At 63.3% G+C, this 18,757-nt stretch carries 19 protein-coding genes; 13 read left to right on the top strand and 6 right to left on the bottom strand.

The features are described from left to right. Window positions 1-45: 45 nt before the first annotated feature. A complete protein-coding gene (locus tag ACW8PS_RS04100) occupies window positions 46-1,269 on the bottom strand; it encodes an NnrS family protein (RefSeq protein WP_491526011.1) in 1,224 nt (407 codons plus the stop codon). Window positions 1,270-1,371: 102 nt separating this feature from the next. On the opposite strand from ACW8PS_RS04100, the gene pheS reads away from it, so the two are divergent. From pheS to ACW8PS_RS04085, 3 genes are all read left to right on the top strand, one after another. After that, window positions 1,372-2,442, top strand: coding sequence for a phenylalanine--tRNA ligase subunit alpha (pheS, locus tag ACW8PS_RS04095; RefSeq protein ID WP_491526010.1), 1,071 nt, complete (start codon window positions 1,372-1,374; stop codon window positions 2,440-2,442). Between the two features lie 36 nt (window positions 2,443-2,478). Then, window positions 2,479-2,799, top strand: coding sequence for a DUF2513 domain-containing protein (locus tag ACW8PS_RS04090; protein WP_491526079.1), 321 nt, complete (start codon window positions 2,479-2,481; stop codon window positions 2,797-2,799). Between the two features lie 270 nt (window positions 2,800-3,069). Continuing rightward, on the top strand, window positions 3,070-3,822 hold the full coding sequence (locus ACW8PS_RS04085) for a type 1 glutamine amidotransferase (protein ID WP_491526009.1): 753 nt from the start codon (window positions 3,070-3,072) through the stop codon (window positions 3,820-3,822). Between the two features lie 100 nt (window positions 3,823-3,922). Here ACW8PS_RS04085 and ACW8PS_RS04080 read toward each other — a convergent pair whose 3' ends face one another. Then, on the bottom strand, window positions 3,923-4,549 hold the full coding sequence (locus tag ACW8PS_RS04080) for an META domain-containing protein (RefSeq protein ID WP_491526008.1): 627 nt from the start codon (window positions 4,547-4,549) through the stop codon (window positions 3,923-3,925). A gap of 209 nt (window positions 4,550-4,758) precedes the next feature. On the opposite strand from ACW8PS_RS04080, the gene pheT reads away from it, so the two are divergent. The 3 genes from pheT (at window position 4,759) to ACW8PS_RS04065 (ending at window position 8,253) form a co-directional block, all read left to right on the top strand. Continuing rightward, window positions 4,759-7,179: a phenylalanine--tRNA ligase subunit beta gene (gene pheT / locus ACW8PS_RS04075; RefSeq protein WP_491526007.1), complete on the top strand. Its 2,421-nt coding sequence runs from the start codon at window positions 4,759-4,761 to the stop codon at window positions 7,177-7,179. A gap of 95 nt (window positions 7,180-7,274) precedes the next feature. Further along, complete coding sequence (locus tag ACW8PS_RS04070) at window positions 7,275-7,724, top strand: YtoQ family protein (RefSeq protein WP_491526006.1); 450 nt, start codon at window positions 7,275-7,277, stop codon at window positions 7,722-7,724. Window positions 7,725-7,878: 154 nt separating this feature from the next. Continuing rightward, window positions 7,879-8,253, top strand: coding sequence for an MscL family protein (locus ACW8PS_RS04065; protein WP_491526005.1), 375 nt, complete (start codon window positions 7,879-7,881; stop codon window positions 8,251-8,253). On the opposite strand, the gene ACW8PS_RS04060 is transcribed toward ACW8PS_RS04065, so the two are convergent. Further along, window positions 8,250-8,582, bottom strand: coding sequence for an AzlD domain-containing protein (locus tag ACW8PS_RS04060; protein WP_491526004.1), 333 nt, complete (start codon window positions 8,580-8,582; stop codon window positions 8,250-8,252). The genes ACW8PS_RS04065 and ACW8PS_RS04060 overlap by 4 nt on opposite strands. After that, window positions 8,579-9,280: an AzlC family ABC transporter permease gene (locus tag ACW8PS_RS04055; protein ID WP_491526003.1), complete on the bottom strand. Its 702-nt coding sequence runs from the start codon at window positions 9,278-9,280 to the stop codon at window positions 8,579-8,581. The genes ACW8PS_RS04060 and ACW8PS_RS04055 overlap by 4 nt, the downstream gene beginning before the upstream one ends. A gap of 55 nt (window positions 9,281-9,335) precedes the next feature. Between ACW8PS_RS04055 and ACW8PS_RS04050 the strand changes: the two genes are divergently transcribed. From ACW8PS_RS04050 to ACW8PS_RS04035, 4 genes are read left to right on the top strand one after another with little or no spacing between them, the layout of a single operon-like run. Beyond that, window positions 9,336-10,226, top strand: coding sequence for a formate dehydrogenase accessory sulfurtransferase FdhD (locus ACW8PS_RS04050; protein WP_491526002.1), 891 nt, complete (start codon window positions 9,336-9,338; stop codon window positions 10,224-10,226). Then, window positions 10,226-10,837, top strand: coding sequence for a molybdenum cofactor guanylyltransferase MobA (gene mobA, locus ACW8PS_RS04045; protein WP_491526001.1), 612 nt, complete (start codon window positions 10,226-10,228; stop codon window positions 10,835-10,837). The genes ACW8PS_RS04050 and mobA overlap by 1 nt, the downstream gene beginning before the upstream one ends. Beyond that, on the top strand, window positions 10,834-11,325 hold the full coding sequence (mobB, locus tag ACW8PS_RS04040) for a molybdopterin-guanine dinucleotide biosynthesis protein B (RefSeq protein WP_491526000.1): 492 nt from the start codon (window positions 10,834-10,836) through the stop codon (window positions 11,323-11,325). The genes mobA and mobB overlap by 4 nt, the downstream gene beginning before the upstream one ends. Then, on the top strand, window positions 11,322-13,445 hold the full coding sequence (locus ACW8PS_RS04035) for a molybdopterin-binding protein (protein ID WP_491525999.1): 2,124 nt from the start codon (window positions 11,322-11,324) through the stop codon (window positions 13,443-13,445). The genes mobB and ACW8PS_RS04035 overlap by 4 nt, the downstream gene beginning before the upstream one ends. Window positions 13,446-13,554: 109 nt before the next feature. Here ACW8PS_RS04035 and typA read toward each other — a convergent pair whose 3' ends face one another. Together typA and irrA are read right to left on the bottom strand one after the other, a co-directional pair. After that, entirely contained in the window at window positions 13,555-15,375 is a 1,821-nt protein-coding gene (typA, locus tag ACW8PS_RS04030) for a translational GTPase TypA (RefSeq protein WP_491525997.1), read from the bottom strand. 121 nt (window positions 15,376-15,496) lie between these two features. After that, window positions 15,497-15,916 carry an iron response transcriptional regulator IrrA gene (gene irrA, locus ACW8PS_RS04025; protein WP_491526078.1) on the bottom strand — a complete coding sequence of 140 codons (420 nt, stop codon included), beginning with the start codon at window positions 15,914-15,916 and terminating at the stop codon, window positions 15,497-15,499. A gap of 189 nt (window positions 15,917-16,105) precedes the next feature. Here irrA and fabA point away from each other — a divergent pair, with 189 nt between their 5' ends. Genes fabA through ACW8PS_RS04010 form a run of 3 tightly spaced genes read left to right on the top strand, consistent with a single transcriptional unit; the run spans window position 16,106 to window position 18,660 of the window. After that, complete coding sequence (gene fabA, locus ACW8PS_RS04020) at window positions 16,106-16,615, top strand: bifunctional 3-hydroxydecanoyl-ACP dehydratase/trans-2-decenoyl-ACP isomerase (RefSeq protein WP_491525996.1); 510 nt, start codon at window positions 16,106-16,108, stop codon at window positions 16,613-16,615. Window positions 16,616-16,637: 22 nt separating this feature from the next. Continuing rightward, window positions 16,638-17,867, top strand: a complete 1,230-nt coding sequence (locus ACW8PS_RS04015) for a beta-ketoacyl synthase N-terminal-like domain-containing protein (protein WP_491525995.1) — start codon at window positions 16,638-16,640, stop codon at window positions 17,865-17,867. A 4-nt stretch (window positions 17,868-17,871) separates the two neighbouring features. Beyond that, window positions 17,872-18,660 carry an enoyl-ACP reductase FabI gene (locus ACW8PS_RS04010; protein ID WP_491525994.1) on the top strand — a complete coding sequence of 263 codons (789 nt, stop codon included), beginning with the start codon at window positions 17,872-17,874 and terminating at the stop codon, window positions 18,658-18,660. The last annotated feature ends 97 nt before the right edge of the window (window positions 18,661-18,757 follow it).

Below are 18,757 nucleotides of genomic sequence, written 5' to 3'. Positions count from 1 at the left end.
GGGCTGCCCGGTTCGGGCGGCCCTTTTTGCATTTGCGGCGCGTGTTCAGGCCGGGGAACCGGGTTTGGTCCTGAACATGACCGGCCCATATCGCAGCGCAAACAGCGCAAAACCCAGGATCCACAGACTTGCCGACAGGTGCAGCATCCAGACCGGGCTGCCCGGAAAGGTCGATGCGATTCGGGCCAGGGCGGCCAGCGGCAGGGCCGCAAGGAACACGGTCTCCACCCATCCCGCCACCAAAGCCCGGCCGGAATGGCCCAATGTGGCCCGGGTCATCACCGTCAGGGTCATGGTGCCGATCGCGCCCACGGTCCAGCCATGGATCGCGGCCATCGGCGGCACGGATGGCAGAAACGCCGCCAGACCCGCCAGAGCGAACCCCAGGGCGATAAAGCCATAGCCCACGTGCAGGGCCAGCAGCAAAGGCTCGCGCCGGGTGGCCAAACCGCGCCAGCGTGCCAGCCGGGCAATATGAGCCGCGCCAAGCATCAACCCGGCCAGACCGCTCAGACCATTTTGCGGCAGTGCCACCCATAGCGCCAGCCCTGCAACCGTTCCGGCCAGCACCGCCTTGTCCAGAAGGCCAAATTCGGCTGGCAAGTCTGCGGCACCCTTGGCCTTCAGCCAATTGCGTGTGAATGCCGGGATGATGCGTCCGCCGATCAGGCAGATCAGCCCGATCAGCACCGCGATGCCAAGGCGCGGACCATACAGGGCAGCCCCTGCCCATACTTCCCAATAGAACAGAATATTGGCGAGCAGAAACAGCACCACAATACCAAGCACCGGCAGATTGCGCTTGTTGCCGCCGGCGATGATCTCACGCCCTGCAAACGCGCTGAAGAGCACCGGAAAGGACAGATCCAGCGCAATCAACGCGCCAAGCGGCAGCCCGGTGTCGAACAAAAACCCGATCCGCGCGGCCAGCCATAATGCGGCCAGCCCGGCCAGCGGCGCGCCGGACAGGGCCGGGCGCTTGGTCCAGTTCGGGATCGCCGTCAGCAAAAACCCGCACAGCACCGCGCCGCCATAGCCAAAGATCAGCTCATGGCTGTGCCAATCGACCGGCAGCAACGGCCCGGGCAGGGCGATGCCCCCGGCCCAATAGGTGATCCAGAGGGTCATCGAAACTGCGGCCCAAATGGCGGCCATCAGGAAAAATGGGCGGAAACCCAGGCTGAAGAATGGCATGGCGCGCGCTTTCTGAGTGATTTGCCTGGGAATGTAGCGGTCCTTGGCGCGGGCGCTATGCGGCGAATTGGTCATGCGCTTCGCGATCCCGGGGCCTGCGTGCAAACGGCCACCGGCTTGCGTTCAGGCAAAGTTCTGCTAGCACGGCGTCGAAACGAGACAAGAGGCACCGGGGTGATGGACGATCTGCGCGAAAAATATCTGGCGGCAATTGCGGGCGCGACCGATGAGGCCGGGCTTGAGGATCTGCGGGTCAGGGCCGTCGGCAAGAAGGGCGAGATCAGCCTGAAGATGCGCGAACTTGGCCGCATGAGCCCCGAGGAACGCAAGGTCGCGGGGCCGGCGCTGAATGCGCTCAAGGATGAGGTGAACTCGGCCCTGGCCGCGCGCAAGGCAGCACTTGGCGATGCCGCGCTGGAGCAACGCTTGCGCGCCGAATGGCTGGATGTGACGCTGCCCGCGCGGCCGCGCCGGATGGGCACGATCCACCCGGTCAGCCAGGTCACCGAAGAAGTCACCGCGATTTTCGCCGATATGGGGTTTGGCGTGGCCGAAGGCCCGCAGATCGAGACCGACTGGTATAATTTCGACGCATTGAACATCCCCGGCCACCACCCGGCGCGGGCCGAGATGGACACGTTCTATACCCATCGCGCGCCAGGCGATGAGCGCCCGCCGCATGTGCTGCGCACCCATACCAGCCCGGTCCAGATCCGCCATATGGAGGCCCATGGCGCGCCCTGCCGGATCATCTGCCCGGGCCGCGTCTATCGCGCCGATTATGACCAGACCCACACGCCGATGTTCCATCAGGTCGAAGGGCTGGCGCTGGACAGGGACATCTCGATGGCCAACCTGAAATGGGTGCTGGAAGAATTCTTTTCCGCCTTTTTCGGGGCCAAGGTCAAAACCCGGTTCCGGGCCTCGCATTTTCCCTTCACCGAACCCTCGGCCGAGGTCGATATCCAGTGCTCCTGGGAAGGCGGCACCGTGAAGGTCGGCGAAGGCGATGACTGGCTGGAGGTGCTCGGCTCGGGCATGGTGCACCCCAAGGTGTTGCAGGCGGGCGGGATTGATCCGGCCCAGTGGCAGGGCTTTGCGTTTGGCATGGGCATCGACCGCATCGCCATGCTGAAATACGGCATCCCCGATCTGCGCGCATTCTTTGATTCAGACCTGCGCTGGCTGCGCCATTACGGATTTTCGGCGCTGGATGTGCCGACGATCCATGGCGGGTTGAACGGGTGAGCTTTGCCAAATAGGGATGATGAATATTTGCGTTAACTGCTCTTCAAATTTGAAGAGTCTGAAAAATATCAGATCTTGATACACCCTGTGCTGAATCCAAGCGCGGAACAACAAAAAGAACACTATCACATTCTGCTTGCGTGTGATGCGGGCTTGATGTGCCAGGAAAGCGAAAGGGCTTTTCGCCTCACTTCTCAAGGCCATGATTACATCGCGAGCATTCGCTCCGATACGATTTGGAAGAAAACCAAGGATGGGGCAGCGAGAATTGGTGGCGCGTCTCTTGGTGTCATGAAAGACCTTGCCCTTGTATATGTAAAACAAGAACTCTCGGAGAAACTCGGCGTCGATCTGTAGTCACTCGGAATCAATCCCCCTCCGCCCGACCTGAATATGCACAGCTTTATATGACCTGCGTGCCGGATGTGCCCTCGATTCCGCTTCTGCGGCGTCGCGCCGGAACCGTTTGACGACGCAACCGGGCCATGCGGATATTGGCGCATTGCGCTACGCTTCTTTCGTTCCATAGGAGGCGTCCAGATGCTCAAATCCCTTTCCAACTTCCTTACCCTGACGCTTGGCAATTGCTTTGATGCGCCCGGCACCATCCGGGCCGAGGCGCGTTGAATGACAACCATCCTGATCGTCGAATCGAACCCGCCCGATTATCCGCAGGACGCGCCTCTGTTTCAGGCGGCGCTGGCTCAGATCGCACCGGGCGCGGAAACACGGGTGGCGCGCCCGCTTGCGGCACCCGTTTTGCCCGACATGCTGGATGGTGCGGAGGGTGTGATCTTTACCGGCTCGGCTGTTGCCTGGCGCGTCGATACCCCCGAGGGCGCGCCGCTCTGGGCCGCGATGGAGCAAGTATTCGCCAAGGGACTGCCGACATATGGCTCGTGCAACGGGATGCAACTGGCGGCCTGCGTGCTTGGCGGGGCCTCAGCGGCGTCGGCCAACGGGCAGGAACGCGGGTTGGCGCGGGGCATCACCCTGACCGGGGCGGGCCTGACGCACCCGTTTCTGGCCGGGCGGCGGCAAGGTTTCAGCGTGCCCTGCATCCACAGCGATGAGGTGACGGCCCTGCCCACGGGGGCGGTGCTACTGGCGGGCAACGCGCATTCGCCGGTGCAGGCATTTGCCTATGACCAGAACGGGGTCAGCTTCTGGGGTGTGCAATACCACCCTGAGATGCCGCCTGCCCATATGGCCCAACTGCTGATCCGGGCCGGCGAAACGGACGCGGCGATGATCGCCGATCTCAGGCTTGCCGAAACCGATGCAGGCGCGGCCCGCCGTCTGGGGGCCACGCCTGATGATCTTGCGCCCGCAACCCGGGCGACCGAGCTGCGCAACTGGGTGGCGCATATCCGCGCTTAGAGCATGTCGCTCAAAAGCGGGAACCGGTTTTGAGCTTCTCGGACATGCGAAAACAAGGCGTTAGAGCGTCTCGCGTGAATGCGAATGAACGCGACAGGCCCTAGTCGTTCTTGGCGGCAAACCGGGCCAGCGGGCGGCCTTCTGCGTCGAGAAACACCAGCCGGTCAAGCCCATGCGCAAATAGCGCAGCATCCGCCAGGCTGCCGATCAGGGCGCGTTCCAGGCGCATTGTAGGCTCGTCACAGGCCATCAATGTGGCCATGACCTCACCGGTTTCGACCATGCCTGCGGTCTGTTCCATCTGGCCAAAGATGCTGTTGCACCCGGCTGTGGCATTGAACCCGCCATCGGGCGCAATGTTCAACCCGGCCTCGGCGATCAGAATATCGGCAAAGCGCAGCGTTCCGGCATTTGCGTCAAAGATCTCGATCAGGCTCCAGCGCCCGGCAAAGGCAATCGGGTCGGCGGGCGGCGCGATGATGGGGGGGGCGTCAATCGCATCCATCGCGTCCATGTCCGGGATCTCGAAGCCGGGCATGCGGGCGGCGGCCATATCGCGGATAAAGGCCGAGGCAATGTCAAAGCCCGAGCCTTGCATGTTCATCTGCGGCATAACGGCAGAGTGGCCAGGCATCGGGCCGGATTGAATGATCGTGATATCCGCCTGAACAGCAGTGCCAAGCAGAGAGGCAGCCACAAGGGCCGCAGAGAGGGTCTTCAGGGTCATGTCATGTCCTTTCAATACATGCACGTCCCCACAACATCGCCTTCATATGTAGCATGGCCCCCGGCTTGGTTCAAATATAAAGTGTAGTATAGACACAAAATGGCGAAAAACCGCCCCGCCCAGGCCCCCTTTGCCCTGCCGCCCCGGCTTTTCAACCGGCCGCACATGGGGTAAGCGCTTGGCTGCAAAGACGCAAAGGGACGCGAGACATGAAATTCACCCTTTCCTGGCTGAAAGACCATCTGGAGACAGAGGCCACGCTGGACGAGATCTGCTATGCGCTGAACGATCTGGGGCTTGAGGTTGAGGACCTGATCGACCGCAGCGCCAAACTGGCGGATTTCACCCTCGGCAAGGTTTTGAGCGCGGAAAAGCATCCTGATGCCGACCGGCTGCGGGTCTGTCAGGTTGAAACCGATGCGGGCGTGCAGCAGATCATCTGCGGGGCCCCCAATGCGCGTGCGGGTATCACCGTGGTGATCGCCAAACCTGGCACCTATGTGCCCGGCATCGACACCACCATCGGCGTCGGCAAGATCCGCGGCATCGAAAGCTTTGGCATGATGGCCTCCGAGCGCGAGATGGAATTGAGCGAGGAACATGACGGTATCATCGAGCTGCCCTCGGGCGAGGTCGGGGACCGGTTCGTCGATTGGCTGGCCGCGCATGACCCGGCCAAGGTCGATCCGGTGATCGAGATTGCGATCACGCCCAACCGTCAGGATGCGCTTGGCGTGCGCGGTGTGGCGCGCGATCTGGCGGCGCGCGGGCTGGGGCGGTTGAAACCGCTGGACGCGGTCGAGGTGGCGGGAACTTTCGCCAGCCCGATCGGGGTGACGATTGATACGGATACACTGGCGGATTGCCCGCATTTTACCGGCCGCGTGATCAAGGGCGTCCGCAATGGGCCGTCGCCCGCGTGGTTGCAGGACCGGCTGCGCGCCATCGGGCTGCGGCCAATATCGGCGCTGGTCGATGTGACCAACTTCTTTACCTATGACATGAACCGCCCCCTGCATGTTTTTGATGCCGACAAGGTCAAGGGCAATCTGCGCATTCACCATGCGGCGGGCGGCGAGGTTCTGACGGCGCTGGACGACAAGGAATACAGGCTGGCCGCGGGGCAGGTGGCGATTTCTGACGATGCCGGGGTCGAAAGCATTGCCGGTATCATCGGCGGGTTGCCGACGGGCTGCACCGGTGAGACGGTGAATGTGTTTCTGGAAAGCGCCTATTGGGATCCGATCCGCACCGCCCTTACCGGGCGCGATCTCAAGATCCATTCCGACGCGCGGTATCGGTTCGAAAGGGGCGTCGACCCTGATTATACCCGCGCCGGGCTGGACGCGGCGACAAGGATGATCCTGGAGATTTGCGGCGGCGAGGCATCGCAGGTGGTGGAGGCCGGGGCCGCATTGCCGACCGCGCGCAGCTATACGCTGGATACGGCCCGCGTGATCAGCCTTGTCGGCATGGAGATCACCAGGGATGAGCAGGCCCGCATCCTGACCGCGCTCGGGTTTTCGACCAGCGGGGCGGGCGATGTGCTGCAGGTCGGAGTGCCAAGCTGGCGGCGCGATGTGCAGGGCGAGGCCGATCTGGTCGAGGAGGTGGCGCGGGTCGCTTCGCTGACCAGGCTGGAAGGCAAGCCTTTGGCGCGTCTTGTGGCCGGTGTGCCAAAGCCGGTTCTGACACCGATGCAGCTGCGCGAACGCGCCGGGCGGCGGATGCTGGCGGCATTGGGCTATAATGAATGCGTGACCTACAGTTTCATCGACCGGGCCAGCGCAGAATTGTTTGGCGGCGGGTCTGACGCCACCATGCTGGAAAACCCGATCTCCAGCGAGATGAGCCATATGCGCCCGGCGCTGTTGCCGGGTTTGTTGCAGGCGGCGGCGCGCAATCAGGCGCGTGGCATGATGGATCTTGCCCTGTTCGAGGTTGGCACCGCCTTTCACGGCGGTGAGCCGGGCGAGCAACATATCCAGGTCGCGGCGCTGCTGGTCGGGCATGCCGGCGCGCGCGATCCGCATGGAACGCGGCGGGCGGTGGATCTTTATGATGTGAAAGCCGATGCCGAGGCGGCGCTGGCGGCCATGGGCGCGCCCGCCAAGGTGCAGATCCTGCGCGGTGCACGCGAATGGTGGCATCCCGGGCGCCATGGCATGATCTGTCTTGGACCGAAAAAGGTTCTGGGGGTCTTTGGCGAAATACATCCAAAGGTGCTGGCGGCGATGGGCGTGAAGGGACCGGCGATGGCGTTGACGCTGTTTCCCGAGGAGATCCCGATGGCGCGGGCGAAAACGGTATCTCGCGGGGCGCTTAATATCAGTGATTTGCAGGCTGTAGAGCGCGATTTCGCCTTTGTGGTCGATGCCGGCGTCGAGGCGATCAACCTGGCCAATGCGGCGGCTGGCGCGGATCGGAAACTGATCGAGGAGGTCCGGATCTTCGATGAGTTCGCCGGTGCGCAGGCCGAAGCGCAGATGGGCGCGGGGAAGAAATCAATCGCTCTGTCAGTGCGGATACAACCGCGCGAGAAAACCCTGACCGAGGAAGAAATCGAGGCGGTCGGGGTGAAGATTGTCGAAAAGGTTGCGAAAGCCACCGGTGGCGTGCTGCGCCGATAGGGGGTCGCCGCGCGTTTCGCGCGTCGATCCGTGTGGGGGGCCAGCCCCCCACGCCCCCCGAGGTATTTGAGCCAAGATGAAAGGGAGGAAGATTTATGGGGATGCAGGTTTATCTGTCGGGCGAGATCCATACGGATTGGCGCGAGCGGATTGTTGCGGGTGCCGAGGGGCTGGATGTTCAGTTCATGTCCCCGGTGACGGATCACGATGCCAGCGATGATTGCGGCGTGGCGATCATGGGGGCGGAGGAAAACAAGTTCTGGCATGACCACAAGGGGGCCAAGCTGAATGCCATCCGCACCCGCAATGCCATCGAGGCCGCCGATATCGTGGTTGTGCGCTTTGGTGAGAAATACAAGCAGTGGAATGCGGCTTTTGATGCAGGCTATGCGGCCGCTCTTGGCACACCATTGGTGGTGATGCACGGGCCCGAGCATCAGCACCCGTTGAAAGAGGTGGACGCCGCCGCACTTGCTGTGACTGAAACGCCCGAACAGGTGGTGCAGATCCTGCGCTATGTGCTGACCGGCACCTTGCCGGGATAGGATGGCGGCGGGGCTTTTGCCGCCACATCCGTGCCGCCAGACACGTGGCGGGCACGCGCTCTAGTGACGCTGCATTTTTATCAGGTAGCAGCGACAGGACCGGGAAAATCCACAATGTTGAAAGAATTCAGGAATTTCGTCGCGCGGCAATGTCATGGACATGGCCGTGGGCATCATCATTGGCGCGGGTTTTGCGGCCATTGTCAAATCACTGGCTGATGATCTGATCCAGCCCTTTATCGGGCTGTTCACCGGCGGTATCGACTTCACAAACCGTTTCTTCACGATGGACGATGGTGAGTTTGCCACGCTGGCAGCGGCGCGGGAGGCGGGGGCGTCGACCTTTGCCTATGGGGCCTTCATCATGGCGATCATTGCTTTTGTCGTGTTCATGCTGCTGCGCTCGATCAACAAGATCAAGGCAGCATCCGAAGCCACGAAAACCGAAGCGGCACCCGAGGCTGATCCCGGCCCGAGCGAGCTGGATATCCTGATCGGGATCAGGGGCGGCCTGAAGGCACAGGTCTAACCGGTTGCAAATTGCACAAGGTAGAGCGTGGCCATCCCGCACAGGATGGCCACGATCGCGTTTCGGGTCAGGTAGCCGCCAATAACAGCTGTCGCCGCGGCCGCAAGGCGTGCGGGATCGGTCTGACCGCCGGTGGCTTCGGGCCAGAGCACCATGGGCGTGATCAGCGCCGGCAGAATCGTGACGGCGGTATAACGCAGGTGGCGCAGCACCCAGGCCGGAAATGTGCGATTGCCCAGAAGGCCAAGAAACGAGAACCGGATCACGTAAGTGCCGATACCGAGTGCTGCGATGATGCCCCAGATCGCGGGGTCGGGCCAGTTGGTCATGGCGTTGTCCGCCGTTCGATCTCGGCCCCGACCATCATGCCGCCAAGTGCCGCCACAAGGATCCACAGGTTATGCGGGATCCAGCCCAGGGACAGCGCCAGCACGATCGAGCTCAGCGCCGCCGCGACATGGGCCAGGGTCCGCAGGCCGGGCGCGACAAGCGCGATGAAGGTGATGGGCACCGCGAAATCCAGCGCATATTCGGGCGGAATGGCGGTCCCAAGAACGGCACCCGCAAAGCTGGCCGCGATCCAGGCCGGCAGAATCGGTGTCGCACAGCCGAAAAAGAACGCAACCCGCTCCGGGATCGGCATCTTGGGGCGATCCTCGAATTGCTGATGCGACAGGGCATAGGTCTGGTCGACATTCAGATAGGCGATCACGGCACGCTGCCAGAGCGGGGCCGGGCCCAGATAGGGGGCAAGGGCGGCGGCATACATCGCCATGCGCAGATTGACCGCAAGCGCCGAGACGATGACCACGATGGTCGGGGCCTCGTCCAGCATCAGCTGAATCGCGGTGAACTGCGCCGCACCGGCAATGACCAGCGTGCTGAACCCCATCACCTGCGCAAGGTTCAGCCCGGCCTCGGTTCCGACAACGCCAAACAGCATGCCAAAGGGGATAACCACCAGCAAAAACGGAAACGCGCCGGTGACGCCCCTGAGATAGGCGCTTTTTGCGGTGGAGATTGCCATGGCGGCCCCTTACCCTGTCGACTCAAAAGCCTCGCTTAGGCCCCTGCGCGCGGAGATGCAATTGAGTGTGCTTGACGACATCGCATCACGATATGTGATTGCCCCGGATCCAAAGGCCGCGGGCCTGTCGCGTGCCGTGGCGGGTTTTGATGAAAACGGCAATGCGGTTCAGACCCGCGTGGTCGAGGAACGCCCGCTGACGATCTATCTGAACGCGCGTGAGATCGTGACCGCGATGACCATCGGCGACCATCCGGAGTATCTGGCGCTTGGGTTTCTGCGCAATCAGGGCATGCTGTCGGATGCTGACCGGGTCACGGGCATCGATTATGACGCGGAGCTTGAAACCATCGTTGTGCGCACCGAGTCCGAGACCGATCACGAGGCCAAGCTGGCGCGCAAGACCCGCACCAGCGGCTGTGCCGTGGGCACTGTCTTTGGCGATATGATGGCGGGGCTGGAGGGGCTGACACTGCCGCAGGCGGAGCTGCGCAGCTCGTGGCTCTATGGGCTCAGCCATCAGATCAACCGCACGCCGAGCCTGTATCTTGAGGCCGGTGCGATCCATGGCACGGTTCTGTGTCACCGCGACCGGCCGCTGGTCTATATGGAGGATGTCGGGCGCCATAACGCGGTCGATAAAGTGGCGGGCTGGATGTATCGGACCGGGGCGGAACCGGCTGACAAGATCCTCTATACCACCGGCCGGCTGACCTCGGAAATGGTGATCAAGACGGCGCTGATGGGCATTCCGGTGCTGGTCTCGCGGTCGGGCTTCACGGCCTGGGGGGTGGAGATTGCGCAGCAGGTCGGGCTGACCCTGATCGGGCGGCTCAAGGGGCGGCGCTTCATCTGTCTGGCGGGCGAAGACCGTTTGTTGCGCGACGCTGATCCGGGCGCGGTACCTGATGAAGCGCGCGGCCACCGCCGCAAAGGGGCCGGCTGATGCAGCACCCTGTCGGAGTGATCCTTGCAGGTGGGCGGGCCACGCGCATGGGCGGCGGTGACAAGGGCCGGCTGATGCTTGGCGGGCAATCCTTGTTCGGGCGCGTGATCGACCGGTTTGAACCGCAGGTGGCGGGGCTGGCGCTGAATGCCAATGGCGATGCGGCCCGCTTCGCCGATCTGGGTTTGACGGTGCTGCCCGACAGCGTGGCGGAATATCCCGGTCCGCTGGCGGGGGTCCTGGCGGGGCTCGATTGGGCCGCGGCAACCGGGGCCACCCATATCGTGACCGCCGCCGCCGACACGCCGTTCCTGCCGCCCGATCTGGTGCCGCAACTGTTGCTGGCCACCGAACGGGAGGGCCGCCCGATTGCTCTGGCCGCCACCCGGGATCCGGCACGCGGGGTGCTGCGCCACCCGACCTTCGGTCTCTGGCCGGTCGATCTGCGCCACGATCTGCGCGCGGCGCTGGCGGGCGGGCTGCGCAAGGTCGTGCTCTGGGCCGACCGGCACGGGGCCGCGACCGCGGTGTTTCCCGACACGCCCTTCGATCCGTTCTTCAACGTCAATACGGGCGAGGATCTGGCCCGTGCCGAAAGGATGCTGGCATGAAGCTCTGGGGTATCGCGGGGTGGAAGAATTCCGGCAAGACCGGGCTGATGGAACGCCTGGTGGCGGAATTTACGGCGCGCGGGCTGCGGGTTTCGACCGTCAAACACGCGCATCATTCCTTTGATGTGGATCACCCCGGCAAGGACAGCTATCGCCACCGCGCGGCAGGGGCGGCGCAGGTGATGCTGAGTTCGGCCAACCGCTGGGCCCTGATGACCGAATTGCAGGGCGCGCCCGAGCCACCCCTGGCCGATTTGCTGGCGCAGATGGCAACGGTTGATCTGGTGCTGGTCGAAGGGTTCAAGCGCGAGGGTCACCCCAAGCTAGAGGCGCATCGCGCCGCTACCGGGCAGGGTCTGCTGGCCCCGGGCGACCCGACCATCCGGGCGGTGGCATCCGACAGCGCGCCGGTGACCGACAGGCCGGTGCTGGATCTCGATGACACTGGTCGCATCGCCGATTTCATCGCGGCGGAGCTGGGGCTGTGACCCGGTTCGATACTATCGTGATGGTGGATTGGTCGGGCGGCAATGACCGGGGGCCGACGCCCAAAAAGGATGCCATCTGGGCCGGGGTTGTGCGGCATGGGGTCAGCGATGCGCCGGTCTATCTGCGCAACCGCCAAGTGGCCGAGGCATGGCTGATTGATCTTCTGGAGGCCGAACGGGCGGCCGGGCGGCGGGTGCTGGCGGGGTTCGATTTTCCGTTTGGCTATCCGGCGGGCGTGGCCGAGGCGATCACCGGGCAGGCCGATCCATTCATGCTGTGGGATTGGCTGGAGGCACGGATCGAAGATGCGCCCAAATCCAATAACCGCTGGCAGGTGGCGGCTGATATCAACGCGCTTTTCCCCGGTATCGGGCCGTTCTGGGGCAATGCCGGCACAACCGATATCACCGGGCTGCCACGCAAGGGATCGGCGCGGTCTGGGCATGGCTGCGCGGAACTGCGCGCGGTTGAGCGGGCCGCCAAGGGCGTGTTTTCCGTCTGGCAATTGGCCGGGGCGGGGGCGGTGGGATCGCAGGTCTTGATGGGCCTGCCGGTGCTGGCGCGGTTGCGAAAGCGATTTGACGGCGCGCTGTCGGTCTGGCCGTTCGAGGCCCCTGAAGGCCAGATCGTGCTGGCCGAGATCTGGCCCTCGCTGATCAACCCGGCGGTCAGGGCCGATCCTGACCCGATCCGCGACCGCGCGCAGATGCGCTTGCTGGCGCAGGCCATCGCCGGGCTTGAAGCGGAAGATCTGGCAGCCTGTCTTGAACCGAGATCGGCCGAAGAGGGCTGGATATTGGGGCTTGGGCAGGCGGCAAAGCTGCTCTCGGTGCTGGCCGCGCCGCTCAGCCCGCCGGTTCTGAAGGATGATTGTTTCGCGCTGCCTCCGGGCGTGGACTGGACCCCGGTGCCCGAAGCCTTGGCCCGGCTGCGCGCCATCCTGCATCCGGTGGTGGGTCAGGATCGGGTGCGGCTTGCGCAGGCGGCGGGCCGCGTGCTGGCCGAAGATATGCGCGCCCGCCGGTCAAACCCGCCCACGGCCAATGCCGCCGTCGATGGCTACGGCTTTGCCCATGCCGCGACCGGTGCGGGTCCGCAGATTCTGCCGCTGGTCGCGGGCCGGGCGGCGGCAGGGCAGGCGTTTTCCGGCATTGTCCCCCATGGTCATGCAATCCGTATCCTGACTGGCGCGACCCTGCCGGGTGGCGTGGATAGCGTGGTGATGGAGGAGGATTGCCGCTCGGACGGGCGCTGCGTGGCCTTCAACGGGCCCGTGAAACCCCGGACCAATACCCGCAAGGCGGGCGAGGATGTGGCCGCCGGTCAGGTGATCCTGACGGCCGGTCAGTGCCTGCGCCCGCCCGATCTGGCGCTTTTGGCAGCGACCGGGCATGGCGAAGTTCCGGTTTTCCGGCGGCTGAAAGTGGCGCTGATCTCGACCGGGGATGAATTGCGCGAGGCCGGGGACGCGGCAGATGATGGCCGGATCTACGACGCCAACCGCCCGATGTTGGCGGCGCTGCTGGCGGGGTGGGGCTATGAGGTGATCGACCTCGGCCGCCAGCCCGATGATGCCGACACCATCCGCACCGCGCTGGATGCCGGGGCCGAGGCCGATGCGATCATGACCTCGGGCGGGGCGTCAGCGGGGGATGAGGATCATATCTCGCGGCTTCTGCGCAGCGAAGGCAGCCTGTCCAACTGGCGCATCGCGTTGAAACCGGGGCGGCCTCTGGCGCTGGCGCAATGGCGCGGCGTGCCGGTCTTTGGCCTGCCGGGCAATCCGGTGGCCGCGCTGGTCTGCGCGCTGATATTCGCGCGCCCCGCGCTGAGCCTGTTGGCAGCTGCGCGATGGGTTGAGCCGTTGCGGATGCAGGTGCCGGCGGGGTTTGCGAAATCGAAGAAACATGGCCGCGCCGAATACCCGCGTGCCCGGATCGCAGCGGATGGAAGGGTGGAGCTGTTCGCATCGGAAGGCTCGGGCCGGATATCGGGGCTGTCATGGGCCGATGGGCTGTTGGAGCTGCCCTTTAGAGCCCAGGAGATCGCGCCGGGGGATCTGGTGACATTCCTGCCCTATGCGGGGTTCGGAATGGGGGCGGGGTTCGGAATGAGGTAGGTCTTGGCGGCCTGTTGGAACAGGCGGTCATCGCGCCCCGGCCCGGCTGCGGTTTCGAACGACCCCGTGGACCACATGAGGCCAGGCACCACCGGGTGGCCCTCTCAATTCACCCCGCGGCGCGGGATTGGCGTTTGCGCTCATGCGGATCCAAATACCGCTTGCGCAACCTGATGGCGGTTGGTGTGACCTCGACCAGTTCATCATCGTCGATATAGGCGATGGCCTGTTCCAGCGACATGGTAATGGGCGTGGTCAGGCGAACCGCCTCATCGGTGCCCGACGCGCGCACATTGGTCAGCTTCTTGCCCTTCAGCGGGTTCACTTCCAGATCATTGTCGCGGCTGTGTTCGCCGATGATCATGCCGGTGTAGATCGGGGCCTGCGGGCCGATGAACATCTTGCCGCGATCCTCCAGGTTCCACAGCGCATAGGCCACGGAAACGCCGTTTTCCATCGAGATCAGAACACCCTGGCGGCGGCCGGGGATCGGGCCCTTGAAGGGTTCCCAGGCGTGGAAAACGCGGTTGAGAACGCCGGTTCCGCGCGTGTCGGTCAGAAATTCACCATGATACCCGATCAGCCCGCGTGACGGGATATGCGCGATGATCCGTGTCTTGCCGGCCCCGGCCGGTTTCATCTCGGTCAGTTCACCCTTGCGGGTGCCGGTCAGTTTCTCGATCACGGCCCCGGAATATTCGTCATCGACGTCGATGGTGACCTCTTCGATCGGCTCCAGCCTGGTTTCGCCGTCATCGCGGAACAGAACCTGCGGCCGGGAGATGCTGAGTTCAAAGCCTTCGCGTCGCATGTTTTCGATCAAAACGCCCATCTGCAATTCGCCGCGGCCTGCGACTTCGAAAGCCTCACCGCCGGGGGTGTCGCTGACCTTGATGGCGACGTTTGATTCCGCCTCTTTCATCAGACGTTCGCGGATGACGCGGCTTTGCACCTTTTTGCCGTCGCGCCCCGCCAGCGGGCTGTCATTGATGCCGAAAGTGACGGTTATGGTGGGCGGGTCGATCGGTTGCGCTTTCAGCGGCACATCAACGGCCAGCGCGCAGATCGTGTCGGCGACCGTGGCTTTGGACATGCCCGCAAGGCTGACGATATCGCCAGCCTGGGCTTCGGGGATGTCTTGCTGTGCCAGCCCCCGGAAGGCCTGAATGCGGGTGACGCGGAACTGTTCGACCTTTTCGCCGACACGGCTGAGCGCCTGCACGGTCGCGCCCACCTTGAGCTTGCCCGATTCGACCCGGCCGGTCAGCAGACGGCCCACGAACGGGTCGGCACCGAGCGTGGTCGCCAACATACGGAAATCTTCGTCCTGGCGGCTGATCTGGCGTGGTCTGGGGACATGATTGACGATCAGGTTGAAAAGCGCGTGCAGGTCTTTTCGCGGCCCATCAAGCTCGTGATCGGCCCAACCGGCCCGGCCCGAGGCATACATATGCGGGAAATCGAGCTGATCTTCATCGGCATCGAGCGAGGCGAAAAGGTCAAAAACCTCATCCAGAGCGCGGTCGGGTTCGGCGTCGGGTTTGTCGACCTTGTTCAGCACCACAATGGGGCGCAGGCCAAGCGCCAGCGCCTTGGAGGTCACGAATTTGGTCTGCGGCATCGGGCCTTCGGCGGCATCGACCAGCAGGACAACGCCATCGACCATCGACAGGATGCGTTCGACCTCGCCGCCGAAATCGGCGTGGCCGGGGGTGTCGACGATGTTGATGCGGATGCCTTTCCACTCGATCGAGGTCGGCTTGGCAAAGATCGTGATACCACGCTCGCGCTCGATATCGTTCGAATCCATCGCGCGTTCGGCCACGGTCTGATTTTCCCGGAACGCACCGGATTGTTTCAGAAGCTCGTCCACCAGTGTGGTCTTGCCGTGATCAACATGTGCGATAATCGCAATATTGCGAAGGTCCATGAGGGGAAGCCTTAAAAAAACAGGAGTTGGCCCGGCGTTACAGTGGGCGGGCGGCAATGGCCAGAGCAAAACTTCCCTGACGGGGTTTTGCAAAATCCATGTGCGGAATTTGGCGCGCCGGTTACCCGGTCCGGCGCAACCGCATGACGACATCGACCTTGGCGACCTCGTAGCCTTCGGGCGGGGTTGGCAGACCCGCGATCTTCAACTCGGATTTGGCGGCATCGATCAGGGCACCGTCTTCTTCGAAATAGAAATGCGGGTGGTCATCCATCCTTGTATCGAAATAGGATCTTGTGCCATCAACCGTCACCTCCTGGACCAGCCCGGCCTCGCAAAAGGCGCGCAGCGTGTTGTAGACGGTTGCCAGCGACACTTTTTCACCCGCCGACACGCTGGCGGCGTGCAACCCTTCGGCCGTGACATGCCGATCACGCCCGTCACCAACCAGCAGCGTTGCCAGCGACAGACGCTGACGGGTCGGGCGCAGATCGGCCTGGGCCAGCCATTTGGTGCTGCGTTCAAGCGCTTCGGGTGTCATCGGCAAGGTCATCCTTTATGTCCTGACATGAATATAGTGGTCAGATGCAGCAGTTTTCAATTGGAATCGCGTTCCGGGTGCTTAGATTTGCAGCCATGCTCACCTTGCGTCTGCACCGCCACGGGTGCTAGGTGAGGACGGATTTCGGGTGGCAACACCCAGGGCTGCGATAGGAAGGGCAGGGGGCTAATGGCTGGATATCCCACAAGTTTCGACCGGGACGATCTGTTGAAATGCGCACGCGGAGAGCTGTTTGGCCCCGGCAATGCGCAATTGCCGGAACCGCCGATGCTGATGATGGACCGGATCACCGATATTTCGGGCGATGGCGGCGCGCATGGCAAGGGCCATGTGGTGGCCGAGTTCGACATCAATCCCGATCTGTGGTTTTTCGGCTGCCACTTTCCCGGCAATCCGATCATGCCCGGCTGCCTCGGGCTTGATGGGTTGTGGCAACTGACCGGGTTCAACCTGGGCTGGCGCGGCTGGCAGGGGCGCGGCTATGCGCTTGGGGTCGGTGAGGTCAAGCTGACCGGCATGGTGCGGCCCGACCGCAAGATGCTGACCTACAAGATTGATTTCACCAAAGCGCTGCAAACCCGCCGTCTGACGATGGGGGTTGCCGATGGCATCGTCGAGGCCGATGGTGAGGTGATTTATCAGGTCAAGGATATGAAGGTCGCGCTGTCGGCCAATTGACCCGAACAAAGGGAGTGCGTGGATGCGTCGAGTAGTTGTCACCGGATTGGGGATCGTGTCCTCGATCGGAAATAACGCAGAGGAAGTCACGGCAAGCCTGCGGGCGGGAAAATCGGGTATCGTGACCAGCCCCGAGATGATCGAGCACGGGTTCCGCAGCCGGGTTGCGGGCACGCTCAAGATCGACCCCAAGGATCATATCGACAAACGCACCCTGCGCTTCATGGGGCCGGGGGCCGCCTATGCCCATATCGCCATGAGCCAGGCCATTGCCGATGCCGGCCTGACCCAGGATGACGTGGTGAACCCGCGCACCGGGCTGGTGGCGGGATCGGGCGGGCCATCGACCAGTGCCATGTTGGTGGCGCATCAGGCGGTTCTGAAATCAGGGGCCACCAAGCGGATCGGGCCCTTTGCGGTGCCCAAATGCATGTCCTCGACGATCTCGGCCAACCTGGCGACGGCCTATCGGATCAAGGGCATCAATTATTCCATCACCTCGGCCTGTTCGACCAGCCTGCACTGTATCGGAAATGCGGCCGAACAGATCATGATGGGCAAACAGGATGTGATGTTCGCCGGCGGCGGCGAGGAACTGGACTGGACCCTGTCCTGCCTGTTCGACGCCATGGGCGCGATGTCATCCAAGCGCAACGACCAGCCTGAAGCCGCAAGCCGGGCCTTCGATGCGGATCGCGACGGGTTTGTCATCTCGGGCGGTGGCGGTATCGTGGTGCTGGAAGATCTGGACCATGCCCGCGCGCGCGGGGCCACGATCTACGCCGAGGTCACCGGCTTTGCCGCAACATCGGACGGGCATGATATGGTCGCGCCCTCTGGCGAAGGTGGCGAACGGGCCATGCGCCTGGCCTTGCAGACCCTGCCCCAAGGCCGCAAGGTCAGCTATATCAACGCGCATGGCACTTCGACGCCGGTGGGCGATGTCGGTGAGGTCGAGGCCGTGCGCCGGGTCTTTGGCGAAGGCCATGTGCCGCCGATCAGTTCCACAAAATCCATGACCGGCCACGCCCAGGGAGCCGCCGGTGCGTTGGAGACGATTTTCTGTCTGCTGATGCTGAAGGGCGATTTCATCACCCCGTCGATCAATGTCGATACCCTGGCCGAGGGCATCAACCCCGGCGAGGTCGCCACCGATCTGGTGACCGATGCCGGGCTCGATACCGTCATGACCAACAGTTTCGGTTTTGGCGGCACCAATGGCTCGATGCTGCTTTCCAGGGTTGACGGGTAATTTGATGGCAAATTTGATGAACGGAAAACGCGGGCTGGTGATGGGAGTCGCCAATGACCGCTCGATCGCCTGGGGCATCGCAAAGGCGCTGCATGGCGAAGGCGCGGAGCTGGCCTTTTCCTATCAGGGCGACACGTTTGGCAAACGGGTGAAACCGCTGGCCGAACGTTTGGGCGTCGATCTGCTGGTCGATGTCGATGTGACCGATGATGCCAGCCTTGACGCCTGTTTCGACAAGATCGGCGATAGCTGGGGCAAGCTGGATTTCGTCGTTCATGCCATCGCGTTTTCTGACAAGACCGAACTGGCGGGCCGCTTCATCAACACCTCGCGCGAAAATTTCCGCAACTCGCTGACCATCTCGTGCTATTCACTGATCGACGTGGCGCGCCGCGCCGAACCCCTGATGCGCGATGGCGGCACCATCCTGACGCTGACCTATATGGGGTCAAACCGGGTGACGCCGTTCTACAATGTGATGGGTGTGGCCAAGGCGGCGCTGGAAAGCACGGTGCGCTATCTGGCCAATGATATGGGGCCGAACGGCATCCGGGTGAATGCAATCTCGCCGGGGCCGATGAAGACCCTGGCCGGGGCCGCAATCTCGGGCGCACGGCGCACCTTCAACACCGCGCGCGACAATGCCCCCCTGCGCAGCAATGCCACGCTGGAGGCGATCGGCGGCACCGCCGTCTATCTGGCCTCGGATCACGGGCGCTGCACCACCGGCGAGATCATCAATGTCGATGGTGGCTATCATGTGCTGGGAATGATGCAGCCGGAAAACCTCTGACCCATCAGCCGCATCGCCGCCGCGCGGTTTTGGCCTGCGACCGCGCGCGATTGCGAATTGTGACGCGCCTTGCCTTGTGCAACTCTGCGCCGGGTAA

The sequence above is a fragment of the Alterinioella sp. genome (assembly GCF_058343375.1).
Note: the sequence above shows the minus strand (reverse complement) of the source record. Positions and strands in the feature narration are given on the sequence as shown.